Annotated in this window: 11 protein-coding genes; 4 read left to right on the forward strand and 7 right to left on the reverse strand. The window is 41.5% G+C overall.

What is annotated here, in order from left to right; genetic code table 11:
* Positions 1 to 38 precede the first annotated feature (38 nt).
* From P2W82_RS04765 to P2W82_RS04795, 7 genes are all read right to left on the reverse strand, one after another.
* On the reverse strand, positions 39 to 4982 hold the full coding sequence (locus P2W82_RS04765; RefSeq protein WP_336514704.1) for a PKD domain-containing protein: 4944 nt from the start codon (positions 4980 to 4982) through the stop codon (positions 39 to 41).
* 297 nt (positions 4983 to 5279) lie between these two features.
* A complete protein-coding gene (locus P2W82_RS04770) occupies positions 5280 to 7520 on the reverse strand; it encodes a cation:proton antiporter domain-containing protein (protein ID WP_336514705.1) in 2241 nt (746 codons plus the stop codon).
* A gap of 12 nt (positions 7521 to 7532) precedes the next feature.
* Positions 7533 to 8051 (reverse strand): hypothetical protein, encoded by a 519-nt coding sequence (locus P2W82_RS04775; RefSeq protein WP_336514706.1) that lies wholly within the window; start codon positions 8049 to 8051, stop codon positions 7533 to 7535.
* Between the two features lie 75 nt (positions 8052 to 8126).
* The gene (locus P2W82_RS04780; RefSeq protein ID WP_336514707.1) at positions 8127 to 8483 is read right to left on the reverse strand and encodes a hypothetical protein; all 357 of its coding nucleotides are present in this window, start codon (positions 8481 to 8483) and stop codon (positions 8127 to 8129) included.
* Between the two features lie 122 nt (positions 8484 to 8605).
* Entirely contained in the window at positions 8606 to 9103 is a 498-nt protein-coding gene (locus P2W82_RS04785; RefSeq protein WP_336514708.1) for an SRPBCC family protein, read from the reverse strand.
* A 150-nt stretch (positions 9104 to 9253) separates the two neighbouring features.
* On the reverse strand, positions 9254 to 9643 hold the full coding sequence (locus P2W82_RS04790) for a VOC family protein (protein ID WP_336514709.1): 390 nt from the start codon (positions 9641 to 9643) through the stop codon (positions 9254 to 9256).
* Between the two features lie 65 nt (positions 9644 to 9708).
* Positions 9709 to 10122, reverse strand: coding sequence for a DUF1761 domain-containing protein (locus tag P2W82_RS04795; RefSeq protein ID WP_336514710.1), 414 nt, complete (start codon positions 10120 to 10122; stop codon positions 9709 to 9711).
* A gap of 57 nt (positions 10123 to 10179) precedes the next feature.
* On the opposite strand from P2W82_RS04795, the gene P2W82_RS04800 reads away from it, so the two are divergent.
* The 4 genes from P2W82_RS04800 (at position 10180) to P2W82_RS04815 (ending at position 14704) form a co-directional block, all read left to right on the forward strand.
* The gene (locus tag P2W82_RS04800) at positions 10180 to 11283 is read left to right on the forward strand and encodes a sensor histidine kinase (protein WP_336514711.1); all 1104 of its coding nucleotides are present in this window, start codon (positions 10180 to 10182) and stop codon (positions 11281 to 11283) included.
* Between the two features lie 19 nt (positions 11284 to 11302).
* A complete protein-coding gene (locus P2W82_RS04805) occupies positions 11303 to 12058 on the forward strand; it encodes a LytR/AlgR family response regulator transcription factor (RefSeq protein WP_336514712.1) in 756 nt (251 codons plus the stop codon).
* A 237-nt stretch (positions 12059 to 12295) separates the two neighbouring features.
* Complete coding sequence (locus P2W82_RS04810; protein WP_336514713.1) at positions 12296 to 12913, forward strand: DUF5606 family protein; 618 nt, start codon at positions 12296 to 12298, stop codon at positions 12911 to 12913.
* 72 nt (positions 12914 to 12985) lie between these two features.
* Positions 12986 to 14704: a M3 family oligoendopeptidase gene (locus P2W82_RS04815; RefSeq protein WP_336514714.1), complete on the forward strand. Its 1719-nt coding sequence runs from the start codon at positions 12986 to 12988 to the stop codon at positions 14702 to 14704.
* Positions 14705 to 14844: the final 140 nt, after the last annotated feature.

A 14844-nucleotide genomic window follows, 5' to 3' on the forward strand; every position in this document is an offset into this window, starting at 1 on the left:
TTTCATCTTCCAAATGATGACTGTTCCCATTCTTTAGTTTAATATGTTAATGTAACCGTTCCTTTCCTTACAAAAGATTTGTCGTTACAGCTCATTTCGGCCATATAAATATAGGTGCCCGGGTCAACCCTTTTACCTTTAAACATTCCATCCCAGGAGCCTTTGGGATCATTAATTGTAAAACTCTTTTGTTCAAAAATGATTTGACCAAAGCGATTATAAATACGCAGATACCTGATCTCTTTTATTCCCTGACCCCTGATCGCAAACACGTCGTTTGTGCCATCATTATTGGGAGTAAACATATTGGGGATATGGATTTTACTTTCGCCGCAAAGGATATCAATAAATACATTGTCTGAAGCGACACAACCCTTGTCTGACGTAACCGAAATGGTGTATGTGATTGGTTCGTCAGGGGAGGCTATCGGATTGACGCAATTGCTGCAATTCAGGTATTGCGCGGGCGCCCATTGATAAGTTTGTACGTTGTTTCCATAAATGGGTTGTAATGGAATAGAGTTCCCTACAAGAACAATTGTGTCCCTCCCGGCATTCACAGTAGGTAATGGTGCTACATTAACGGTAATATGAGCTGTATCGGTGAAGCATTTGTATTGATCTGTTCCCACAACGGTATATACTGTTGAACGTGCAGGTGTTGCAAACGGGCTTGCCGAGTTCGTACTGCTTAATGTGGAAACTTCATTGATCCATTGATAGCTGTGTGCACCTGCGGCGTTCAGCTGGATTGTTTTCATTTCACAGACTTCTGCTTCTCCATCCAGTTGCACTGTCATTGGATGTACAATACTCACTTTCACGGAATCTTTGGCTGTGCATCCCGCATGATTTTTTCCAGTCACAACATAATATCCGTCGTTCTCTGGTATAATCCGGATCTGTTCTCCGGTGAAGATTTGATTTGATACGGGAGCGACCCAGCTATAAGTTAATGCACCTGTAGCAGTTAATGTTAAAGTCGACCCTTTACATACAATTTCATTTTTTTGTGGCAGCGTTACTAACGGAACCGCATGAACGACTATCCCATGTTGCACAGTATCTGCACATCCGCTATTTTCAACTATTAGTCTGATGTTAAAATTCCCGGCCATATTAAAGGACAGTGCGGAGAGGCTTTGCTGATTAGAAGTACTGCCGTCAGGTAAAATCCATTTCCATTTTGCGTCACCTGGCAATAAAGTTCCAGCCGTAAAAGATGCGCTCGATCCTGCACACAGGTCAGTTGGTCCCGTAATGTATCCTCCAAGTCCTTCACGGACTGTAATGGTTTTGAATTTCGTCTGTACACAGCCATAGGCTGATTTTACGACAAGCTTAACCTGAAACTCACCGGCTTTATCCAATGTGTATACCGGGTTCCGGGTATTGGAAGTATCTGCCGGATTTGTCGTACCAAAAGTCCAGTGATACATAAGATTCTGTGGGGTCAAATCTCCTGCGATACTTTGTATATTGGGTTGAAGTAGGAGTTCCTTCGGACTGCACACTCCGGCAGGCAAAGTTTCGAGGCTGACATAAAGCGAGTCAATGACGATCTTGTCCTGTGTTTTAACTGACGACAAACATCCTTCCAGGTCAGCATATACCAGTTGCGGATGGTATACTCCCGGAGTTGTGTATTGATGATGTGCAAATGTATCTCTTGCATTTACCACAATGCCATCACCGAAATCCCAATAGAACTGACTCACATTCTCAACACCGGCAGTCAGAGTAATTTCTTGCGAGGTACAGCTGTGCAGTTTGTCTGTTTTGAATGTTGCGCTTGATCCCCTGATAACAATAGAATCTTTGGTCGTGTAAACCGTACCATTATCGCTCCAGGTTGATAATATGATGTAATATTTCCCCGGCTGGGTAAAAATATGCGTCGGATTCAACACGCCATCCAGAATGGTACCGTCACCAAAATTCCACGAAGCGCGGGTGATGTTTTGCGAGCTGTTCGAAAATCTTACCATGACGGGTGGACAGGTACCGGCACCGACATAAGTTTCCGTGTACGAAAAAGCAGCATTTACAAATTTGACAACAATTTGCACTACTGCCGTATCGAAACAGTTTTTATCCAGATTCTTTCCTATCAATGTTACTTTATAAACTCCGGGCTCCGAATATATATGTGATGCGTTTAAACCATTGTATGCTTTTCCGTCGCCGAAATTCCATATATATTCCGTGCGAGCAGGGTTACTGGTGGACGATTGATTTGTAAATTGAATAGTTGTACCAGGTGAAATGGCAGTAGATGAATTGGAAAATGCCACCTTGATTTCTCCGTTTTTCACAACTACTTCTTGTTGAGAAACATACTGGCAACCATATTGATCAGTTACGGTGACTCTCGGATGATATGTTCCTTCGTTCTTATAAGTATAATAAACCGGATCGTTAGTATAAAAAATCTCTTCTCTTCCTTCGCCGAAATCCCACATCCATTCTTTTATTTTTGCATTGAAGTATGATTTTGACGTGTCTTTGAAAATAACCAGTTTGTCTTTTGTACAATCGGGATTCGGCAGAATTGTATATCCCGGTACAGGTCCGACAAATTGAAGAGGTACATAGTTGGTGGTATCCAGGCAATGGAAGTAATCGGACTTCGTTACCAATTGAAATCCGTCTGCGCCTGCAAATTCTTCAGGCATGAACCAGATAGGTGAGGTATAATCGTTCTCAGCCGCCAGCCCTATATTAAAATTTAATGAATACGGAATTCCATTCTTTTTATATATCGCCTCTATGGTTTCGTATTCGTTTCTATAATACTGTGGATTGCGATCCAGCCCCGTGACTTGAATTTCAAAAGACCCTGGAAGGGAAGAAGTACAAATGATACTGTCAGTTACGGATAAAAACGGCTTCTTTTTAATAAGCACCGGTATGTCCATGGAGTCGGCCACGCTGCATGCGCCATTGGTAGTTGTCAGCACAATTTTTTTGCTTCCGCTGTACAGATAAGTGTGAGTAACCGAAGGCTGATCTTTTGTAAGCAATACACTTGTACTGTCACCAAAATCCCAATGCCAGCTTTGGGCCTGCCGTGAACTCTGCGAAATTTTCACTTCTCCTCTCGTCCCTTCGCAGGTATAAGCCGGTCCGTCAATTTTAGGAAAGGGAGGAGAAACTTTTATATACGCTTTCTTTATTATCGTATCAATACATGCGTCAGTGTAGGCGATTAACATCACATCAAATGCGCCATCTTTCTCATATTTATGTTGCCTTTGCCAATTATTATAAACAAGATAGTCTACCTCACCGTCGCCATAATGCCATTCATATGCTGTCCACGTATCATTGGGAGTAAGATTGGTGAAAGTTACGGGTGTATTGCCGCAAACATTTACGGAATCCGCCTTAAAATCAGGCCTGGCGTTAATTGCCGCAACGATGTTACCCCATAGCTCCGATTCACCTTCGCAGCCATTTTCCAGTTTATATTTAAGGCTCACATTATATGTTCCGGGCTTGTAAATATGTTTGGGGTTTGGCTGCGTCGAAGTAGTACCATCACCAAAATCCCACAGGTAGGAAGTTATTTTTATTTTGCTCTCTGCATAAAATCCCGCAGGAGTATTATTACAAAGTCTTATGGTAGACGATACAACCGGAATCTCGGAATGAATTGTTACCACAGGTGCTTCAACCTTGAAAAACTTCGAACCGTATGTTTTACAACCGTATCTGTCAAAAACCGTTATTGCAATACCGTAGGTCTGGTTCTGGTGATATGTATACACAGGGTTTCTCAATGTCGAGGTATCATTATTCCCATTGCTCAAAGACCATAGCCAACCCATAGCACCAGGTGTGGTATCACTGAAACGAACGATTGTCGGAGCTCCGCATATATTCTCAACAATGGGTTCTGCTAATTTGACTTCCGGAATTCCTTTGATCGCTATTGTTTTTGTAATTGATTGCTGGCATCCGCCAAACTGGTTGATCAGCTTCAGTTTTATTTGCTGAGGACTGGAATAATAATTGGAAATCCCTTCAATATCTTCACCTGCATAACTGTTGTCAAATTCCCAGCGACTTGCGGTTGGTATCGGGAATGATGCATTGCGGAAATAAATGTAATCATTGGCACAAAGTGTATCACTATAGGAAAAATCAGTTTTAAAATTCTGGACGTTAATTGTTACCTGTTTAATGGTATTCAGGATACATCCATCAGTACTGCTTGCTTTTAGTGTTGCGATATAACTGCCTGCTTTCTTATAAAAATGTTTTGGTGAAAAATCGGTTGACCTTTCGCCGTCTCCAAAATCCCATTCATAAGAAAGAGTACCCGGGCCTTTTGTAAGGTTTGTAAATTCTGCCGCATCATTTATGCTGCAGAGGAAGCTGTCTTTAACCTGGAAATCGGTAATCAGGGTTGGTAACACTTCAACCATATTTTTTTGAAGCAAGGTTGACTGACATCCGAATGAATTACTAACGGTAAGACTTACACCCATCTTCGAAGCCAGTGTATAAATATGGGTCATCTGGTTGTCATAGCCTGTCTCAACACTTCCGTCACCAAAACCCCACAGAAGCGAAACAATATCTCCATCGCCGGGTTTTGAGCTGCTGATAAAATTTACCTCCAGCGGCGAACATCCTTTGATTTTCGAAGCCGCAAAATTTACTTCAGGTTTCTTATAAACCGTTATTGTTTGTGTGGTCTGATATTGTTTGTTTCCTGTTTTAACATGGAGTGTTATTAGATAATTTCCAGGTTCAGTATAAACGGCTGCTGCATCAGAGAGGGAAGATCTGTTGAGGTTACCAAAATCCCATTCAAATTCGACCGGCCCGGATATTCCTGTGGTGGTATTTTTTAAATTGACAATGAGTGGAGCACAGCCGTCCAGTCTGTCAGCAGTAAAACCGGGATTGACCTGGGCTTTAACAACCAGTACATAAAACACGGATAAAAATAACAGAAGCAGTTTGTGGTTCATCGGTTAGTCAAAAAAATAACCTTACAGGTAAGGTCGCACAGATAATAATTTCCAGGATCTTTCAAAAATAATAAACGTCTTTTTAGTTCAATAATTATTTGTATTCCAATAATTACATTCATCTTAATAAACGTAGAAACCGGCGACATATCCATTAAATCCGATATATGCATAACGACTCATTCCCCATATGCAATGTCATTCAGAAAACAGAAAAAGCACCGTAACCGGTGCTTTTCTTTTACCCAAAGACAAACTCGTTTTGCATCAGGGTTCGAATAATCATTTGTATTCCTTTTATGTGCTTACCTGCTTCGCACGTTCCGCAGATCTCAGCATTCTGATCAGTTTTTTCCTGTTTCCCACAATAAACAACCGATCTTCAGGTAATAAAATCAGATCCGATTCCGGATTTAGCAATCGCTCATTGTTTCGCTCGATACCAACAACCAATCCATTGGCCTGCTGACGAATACCGCTATTTCTGATATTCTCTCCGATCAGGATCGACTCAGATGGAATAGTATACTCGTACAACTCAACATCATCCATTTCTTCAGAATGCTCCGAGGCCGCTGGACGTATAATTACCTTTAGTTTCTGAATCTGAATATCAGTACCCAGTACCAGCAATTCATCATGAGGAAAAATCATCTGGTCCTTATCCGGCGCAGGAATATGTATGTCGCCTCTTTTAATCATGACGATATTTACTCCCGTAGACTCTCTCAATTTCAGATCAATCAGTTTCTTTCCTACCGCAACTGAGTCACCGGGAACAGCGATTGGTGCGATATGTGCATTCCATGGTGCCAGCTCCGAGCGATTCGTTTTATCCTGTTCAATTTCTCTCTGGTGGAGATTTTTCAAAAACCTGTCTTCAAGCCCGCTGTAAAAAATTTGAATTATTTTTGAGAATAACAACAGAAGAATAATGGTCAGCGCAGAAAATGCGGTACCGGCATACGGATTAAAAAAACGATGCAACAACATCCCTACAAAAAGCGCTGTTAGTGATAATCTGATCACACGAGTCAGAAAAATTAATCCCCTGTATTGATTGCCTGCCCGCATGCTTACGTACACACCTCCTGGCGTACGTAAAGACAATGCCCATAGAAATGGAGACAACACTACAAGCGTGAGCAAAGCTGCCAGTATTCTTAGTCCGACTGAATTACCGTTGGATGTTACCCATGGTAAAACATATACTGATGAAAGAACGATGATTGCAACCACGAGAACAGAAAACAACAAAATATTTAATGCCGTTGAACGAACAAACTGTTTCCATTGAACTGTTTTGGATGCTTTTTTTGCATCCGAACTATACCGCTCAATCCGCTTTGTGAATCCTTTCGGCAATACTCTGGAAAGCCAGTGTGAGAAGGATCCAGAAGAACTGATCAGGTATGGCGTGGTCAGTGTAGTAACTGCCGAAACAGCAACGGCAATGGGATACAGAAAATCACTGGTCACTTTTAACGTAAGACCCAGAGTAGCGATGATAAATGAAAATTCACCGATCTGTGCAAGACTAAAACCTGCCTGAACAGAATTCTGCAGGGTCTGACCGGATACCAATGCACCTAGTGATGTACTGAAAATCTTGCCAAAAATCGTTGCCAAACAAAGAATCACTATCGGCCACGCGTAATGTGCAAGTATCGCCGGATCGATAAGCATACCCACAGAAACAAAGAAGATCGCGCCAAAGAGATCTTTTACCGGAGTGAGTATATGTTCGATCTTTTCAGCCTTCGTTGTTTCCGCAAGGATAGAACCCATTACAAACGCACCTAATGCCGGGGAAAATCCAACCGCATCAGCAAACAACACCATCAGCATACAAAGCGCAATGGAAATGATGAGCAACATTTCGTTGCTCACCAATTGTTTTATTTTTTTCAAAAAAGTCGGAATGAAAAAAATGCCGAGCAAAAACCATATCACTATAAAGAAAACCAGTTTCAGAATCGACAATATCATCGCCACCCCCTCGAATTGTCGACTCACGGCAACGGTGGAAAGCAATACCATCAGCACGATAGCTACCAGGTCTTCAATGATCAACACGCCGAAAACAAGCGATGCGAAATGTTTTGTTTTCAGACCGAGTTCATCAAATGCACGAATGATAATAGTTGTCGACGAAATAGAAAGAATACCTCCAAGAAAAAGACTGTCCATCGCGGACCAGTCCAGGATCTGTCCAACTCCATACCCTACAGCAACCATCACAATTACTTCGATGATGGCCGTGATTGATGCAGAACCTCCTACCCGCAGTAATTTCTTGAAGCTGAATTCAAGACCAAGGCTGAACAGGAGGAATATAACACCGATTTCTGCCCATATCCTGATATTTTCAACCTCGCGAATAGTCGGTAACCATTTGAAATATGGACCGACCAGAAACCCTGCAATGATATAGCCCAATACCAGCGGCTGCTTCAGTTTCCTGAACAATAATGTTATGATTGCAGCTGCCGCCAGTATCAGCGCCAGGTCGCGAATAAGATCCGGTAGATGTGCCACTGTGTACCTGTTTTAAGTTGAAAGGGCTGTTTTCTTCAGCGACATGATATTTGAAATAAACTCACGGGCCTGGTTTTCCATATCTGTTTTCACATAAATGTTATGGCGGTTCACATCATAAAACACCAGCACCGGCAAGTCGATATGTTTCTGCCGCGGAACGACTTCGACACCGATCTGCCTGGTAATCGTTTCTGTCCTGCCTTTCGCGCCTTCCACAGATACAGTATCCGCAATTTGTTTGAGCTTGCAGGAATTTATTTCGTCCAGTTTGATCAAGCTAAAATGGTACCTGGCCTGGCGATGGTCAACTACCAGCAACTGTCCTGAGCTTTGATCGATAAACACGTTCTGGTATATCAGTTGATTTCTTGTTTCTCCTGATACGTTATTCTCCTGTAAAATATGCTGAATGGCAGCTTCATGCTGACGAAGAGCCTGTTTGTTCTTGTTTCGTTGTGAACGGATCATAAATATGGCCACTACAATCACTGCAACGACCATGAGTAAAATGACAAATGAAAATTGCATTACTTTCTGGTTTGATTAGACAATAAAATTTCATCGCACTGGGTGCATTGTATAGATACACTGATGAAATTCTGTCTACCAGAAATGATGATTCGGGAAAAGAATCTGCTGGATAAATTCATAGCACGCCTGGCTATGTTGCAAAGTCATCTTCTTAAGATAGTGACCAGCTTTAACTTCAGCAGAAGAAGAAGCGTTTACAATCGGATTAAAATGCCGGTGTGCATTTACTTTACCGGTAATACCATTCAACTGAAACGCAACCTGTTGATCGCCCTGATCGGTGTTTCGAATGGAAACCGAGCCGATGGAAACAGACTGTGATTGAACGAATTTTTCCGATGCGCTGAAATGCAGTACCGGCGCGGCTTCTGCGGTCACTGAAAACGCGACCAGCATGGCTAAACAGGAAACTACTATGAATTTGCGCATCGCGCGAAAGTACCGATTCTTTGTGGGAATTCTGATCCAATCAGCACGGCAGAGGTATATTGTTGGATAAGATTAGAGAATTTTAATACCGTTGTTCTAATAATTTATAGAAGAAATGATATTTATCGATTTACTAAACCTTTAAAACTTAAGTCCTTGTTCTTCAGATCAACCCCATTCTCATAAATCGATTTCATATTCGTCAGATGAAATGTCCATCCCTCTTTACAACCAACATGAAAATTAAACTTCCCCTCTTCTGTTAAAGGAATATTATCCTGGATTAGTTGTACTATCTGTAGTCCATTTTCTTTATAGATATTGACATGACAGCTGCCCGCATTTCCAAACCGGAAAGAAAATTTGTCACGACCATTAGCCTCAAGAATTTCACCGTGCTCTACGGTTTCATCCGGCCATCCATGCCACAACCAGGTGTAACTATCACCAACGGATACCTGCTCGTCACCGCCTCTTATCCGGCCTGAAGGATCCTTGTATTCAGATTTTCTTAAGAACCAATACTCAATACCGTTACGGGTTGCCCAGGCATTGTATAATGTTTCCGGATCTTTATTAATGTCGATGCGGATTTTGAATTGGCTCCAATCGATATTCATAATTGTAAGTTAAATGAGTTCGGCGTTGTTCGTTCATCGTTCTTCGTTCATCGTTCTTCGTTCATCGTTGTTCGTTGACAGCCACTGGTTCTGAACCAGAACAAAATATGGCTGTTCCCTTCTTACAACTTAATACTTACTACCTAATTCCTACTGTGGAATACTGTGCAGACCGATTCGATTTCCTTCGGTATCAATAAACACTCCCATATATCCGATCTCAGGTGATATCTGCGTTTTGGGGACAGTTACTTTTCCGCCAGCGCCCTCTACTTTATCAAGAATTGCAGCAACATCAGGATTTCCATTCAGATAGATCAACGGTCCGTCCGTTGCAGATGGCACATGAAAACCATCTGTATAAACCAATGCACCTCCAATTCCTGTCATCATATTCCTGATAGGAAATGAGCGCATCTTCATATTTGGAAAATCCATTGCCTGGAGTTCAAATCCGAATATCGTTTCATAAAATTTCTGAGCCCGGGCTAAGTCTTTTGTAGGTATTTCAAACCAGCTGATTGCATTGTCAGGTGCCATGTTCTTTTGATTTAAATATTATAAATAAGGTAAACAATTCCTCTGAAAAGTACATCCTCTGTCTATCATCTCCATAGCCCAATGATGGCGCCCATGAGCGTAAGAGCAACGATACTGTATCCGCCGTTAATAAAGATCAGGCGCCAGGTTTTATGTTCGAATAATCCGTGTACTGCGACAAAACAAAAGACCCAGACAGAGGCCAGGAATCCGGCAATGGCGCCCCAGGAGACATCCGTTTTCTTTTCCGGTGAATCCACCAGGAACATGGCGAGATTCGCTGCAGCGATCAGCGTGAGAATAAACGCCCAGCCGTAGATTTTCGCAGCGTTTCCTTTTTTGACATCTTCCACGGTGAGGTTGTTTTCCTTCATCCAGGCTTTGCCAAAAAGAGCAGGCGAATACCATACGCCACCAACGACAAAAGCTGAAATACCGGCTACGAGAACGGCCAGCCAATTGATAGAGCCCATTTCCATACACTAAGTTTGAGGGTTAAAAATGATGTAAAACCGAATCTATTTGGTAATTTTTGGATGTCAAAACAAACCCGGATCAAGTTGAAATTAGGGGCGACGAAACAAACATCCGATCCGACAGGATGGAATAACGGTTCAGTCAAATTAAATGACATCGGGTTTCGTGTGATCCTCATCCCTTTTTTCGGAATCATCATTCCGCTAATCACAAAGCTTGTCAATCACGAATCTTTCACTTTGTGGCAGATTAAACTGAGTTATCTGTACACGATCGGTATTGCATTTGTTGTTTGGCATGGAAACCGGTTTCTTCTTTTCACCCTTCGAAGTTATTTCGACTGGTTTAATAAGCCTATCCGTAAAATCTGTGCGCTGCTCATTGCTGTACACTTCTATACCATTCCGATCAGTGTGCTGATGCTGGTGGGTTGGTATGCGCTGTTTAAAAAAGGAAATACCGACTGGAATCAGGTCTGGACAACTACGCTCATCATTATGATTGCAGTATTGTTTATTGTTCATGTGTATGAAACCGTATTCCTTGTAAAAGAAGCTGAATCAGAAAAGGTTTTGCGCGCGAGAACGGAAAAAGCAAAAGCGGAAGCAGAACTGGCGGCATTAAAAACACAGATTGACCCCCACTTTATTTTCAATTCACTCAATACCCTTTCACATCTGATTGAAGATGATCCTGCAAAAGCCCGTAAGTTCAATGACCACCTGGCTGATGTTTATCGTTATATCCTGCATAATAAAACAAGGGACCTTGTATTGGTAAGTGAAGAGATTGGCTTTCTTCGCGATTATTTTTCATTGTTGCAGATCAGGTTTGAAAACGCAGTGCATCTTTCACTCCTCGTTCCTGAATCGGAAATGGACCAGTTCCTGATACCACCGATCTCGTTGCAGATACTGGCAGAAAATGCCATCAAACACAACGACTTCAATGAGAAACAACCACTTCACCTGGAAGTCCGGTTGGAGAATAATGAACTTATTGTAAACAATAATATGAGCAAAAAATTATTGCGAAAAACTTCATCACGTATCGGATTACAAAATCTTGACGAACGATATAAACTGACGACAAGCAAATCGATTACTGTACTGGAAGCAGAAAGAAATTTTACTGTCAATCTGCCCATACTGAAAATCGCCTGAACAGCCCTAATTTTCCGGAATGAAAGTGGTGATCATTGAAGACGAAACACCGGCAGCTGACAAGCTTCAAAAAGCAATTCAGAAAACTGATAAAGCACCTGAAGTTATTGCCATACTCCAAAGCGTACATGCGGCAGTTCAATGGTTCTCTGAAAATCCGGCTCCCGACCTGATCTTCATGGATATTGAACTCACTGACGGGCACTCATTTTCAATATTCGAAAAAGTAAATATCACCTGTCCGATCATCTTTATTACAGCATATGATGATTACTGGCAGACGGCATTTGAATATAACAGTATCGACTACCTGTTGAAACCATTAAAGCAGGAAAAGCTCGAAGCGGCGCTACAGAAGTATGATAAGCTGAAAAGACATTTCAACGACAATTTCCAGCAGTTGATGAAATATCGGGGCGATACACAAGAGCCCGTATTAAAAAAAAGAATGCTGGTAAAAAAAGGCTCCGATTATGTCAGCGTAATAATTTCCGACATCGCCTATTTCTACGCCACCCATAAACTGATTTGCCTGGTTGATAAGGAAGGAAGAAAATTCATACTCGATCAATCCCTATCCGAAATTGAAAAGCAAGTGGATCCAGCATTGTTCTACCGGGTCAACCGAAAGTATCTTGTAAATATGAATGCTATCAAAAGAATAAGAACATATCCGAAAAGTAAATTACTGCTGGAAATCGATCCTCCGATTGAAGAAGAAATTATCATCAGCCAGGAAAATGTAATGGCGTTCAAGGAGTGGATGGATAGATGAGGCAGGAGTGAGGAGTGAGCCGGCAGGAGGCTTAGAATATAGATGATAGTAACAAGCCCCCGAAAATGATGGAGGCTTTATAATGAATGAATTCAAGTACTGGTGATTTTCTAAAAATTCAGGCTCCCATCCAATAAATGCCTGATCCTGTAAACTTTTCACTAAATCTCCTGCCTGCCCACTCCTGCCTCCTTACTAACAAAAATTGCCTAAATTGCAGCCTGTTTAAATTTAACCATGGAATACAATAAGATCATTTCTGTAACCGGTTTGCCGGGTTTGTATGAGCTGATAAGCAGCAAAAACGATGGAGCAATCGTTCGTTCACTTGACGATAAGAGCACAAAATTTGTATCCAGCAGGATACACAATTTCTCTCACCTGGAAAGTATTGAGGTATATACGACCGGTGATAATGTAAACCTGGCAGAGGTTTTTGAAGCAATGAAAAATTCAGGTGATAAACTGCCTGATGAAAAGGACGCGAACGCAGTAAAAAAATATTTTGAAAAAATTTTTCCCACGATAGATTTTTCAAGAGTATATAACAACGACATGAAGAAAATGATTCGTTGGTATAGTCTGCTTGATGCAAGTGGTGTAGAAATAAAAGTTCCGGTGGAACAAGAAGAAGTTGAAGAAGAAGAAGTAGTAGTTGTCGAGGAAGTAGCTGAGGAGCCCAAAGCTGCCGCGAAACCGAAGGCGTCAAAAAAGGCAGCGCCCGCTGATAAAGAGGAAAAGGAAAAAGAGGAGGCGCCTGCAAAAAAATCAGCTTCAAAGAAAGCGGAACCTAAAGAAGAAGCAGCTCCGAAAAAAACAAAAGCTGCCACTGCGAAAAAGAAAAAAGAAGATTAATCTTTTCTCATATTTGAAACCGGTCAGTGTGCATTTTCCTGCGGCTGATCGGTTTTACATTAAATACCTGCCATGAAATATTCAGCCGACATAAAAAAGATCAAGCGCCATTTTCTTCCCGAGAACTTTGCTGTCACCGATTGGGAAACACTTGAACCTTACTTTAAAGATCTGTCTGATCGGAAGATCAATTCGAAAGCAGACCTGGAACAATGGTTGAAAGATATAAGTGAAGTGGAAGCGGTGATCAGTGAGGATGCCTGCTGGAGGCAGATAAGAATGACCTGCGATACAGAGAATAAAGAGTTCGAATCCGCTTTCAATTTCTTCTATACGCAGATACAACCAAAGATTCAGCCGTTTGCAGATTTGCTGAATCGAAAACTGATCGACTCTCCTTTTACCGGCCAGCTCGATCAGAAAAAATATTTTACATACCTGCGTTCAGTGAAAAAGAATATTGAATTATTCAGGGACGCTAATATTCCGCTGCAATCTGAATTAAGCGTACTGCAGCAACAGTATGGCGCTATTTCCGGAAAAATGACTGTGGAAATTGATGGTCGTGAATACACGATGCAACAGGCAACACGTTTCCTGGAGCAACCCGACAGATCGGTCAGAGAAAAAGTATACTATAAAATTGCAGAACGCAGGTTGCAGGATAAAGATCAGTTAAACGATTTGTTCACCAGGCTGCTGTCACTGCGTCAACAGGTAGCGGTAAACGCTGGTTTTTCAAATTACCGTGATTACAAATTTGTGGAGATGGGGCGCTTTGACTATACACCTGCAGATTGTTACCTGTTTCATGAATCGGTAAGAAAGGAAGTATTGCCATTGGTGAATGAGATCTATGCATACAAGAAAAAGAAATTATCAATTGATGATTTGCGACCATGGGATCTTGATGCGGAACCGGAAGGAATTCAGCCGTTGAAGCCTTTTGTTTCCGGTGAAGAGTTGCTTGAAAAAACAATTGCATGTTTTGAGAAGCTTGATCCTTTTTTTGCCGGATGTCTGAAAAAAATGAACCAGTTAAAACACCTGGATCTCACGAGCAGGAAAGGAAAAGCACCGGGCGGTTATAATATGCCGTTATCAGAAAGCGGCGCACCATTTATTTTCATGAATGCATCCGGACAAATGTCCGATGTTACAACAATGGTTCATGAGGGTGGTCATGCTGTTCATTCCTTTCTTGCGCATCACCTGGAGTTAACTTCTTTCAAAGAATATCCGACCGAGATGGCAGAAGTGGCAAGTATGGCAATGGAATTATTCAGCATGGACTACTGGGACGTGTTTTTTGATAATGAAGAAGAGCTTCGTCGTGCAAAACGTCATCAGCTGGAAAGAGTAATTACCATATTTCCGTGGATAGCAATCGTAGATAAATTTCAACATTGGTTGTATGAAAATCCCGGACATACTATTGAAGAAAGAACAGCGAACTGGGTAAGAATACAAAATGAATTTTCCTCTGAAATGGTTGATTTTACAGGGCTCGACAAGTTCAGGCAGATCAGCTGGCAAAGACAATTGCATTTATTTGAAGTTCCTTTTTATTATATCGAATATGGCATCGCGCAATTGGGTGCAATTGGAATGTGGAAGCAGTTCAGAGAAGATAAAGCTAAAGCCCTAAGTAATTATACGCACGCATTAAACCTCGGTGGTACTAAAACGTTACCTGAGTTGTATGCAGCTGCTGGCCTGTCTTTTGATTTCTCACCGGAAAGAATTAATGATTTAATCACATTTGTAAGAAATGAATTAAACAAATATTGAAAATACCACGATTAGGGTATATCAAATTCTTGAAGGAATAAAATGATCCCAATATATTTGCTCTATCAAATCAAAAATAATATCTCCGATATAAAATAGCTACTAATCAGAGCCTTAACCAAAGTCCCGATGTTTCCACA

The sequence above is a fragment of the Pollutibacter soli genome (assembly GCA_029269725.1).
Taxonomy (GTDB): domain Bacteria; phylum Bacteroidota; class Bacteroidia; order Chitinophagales; family Chitinophagaceae; genus Pollutibacter; species Pollutibacter soli.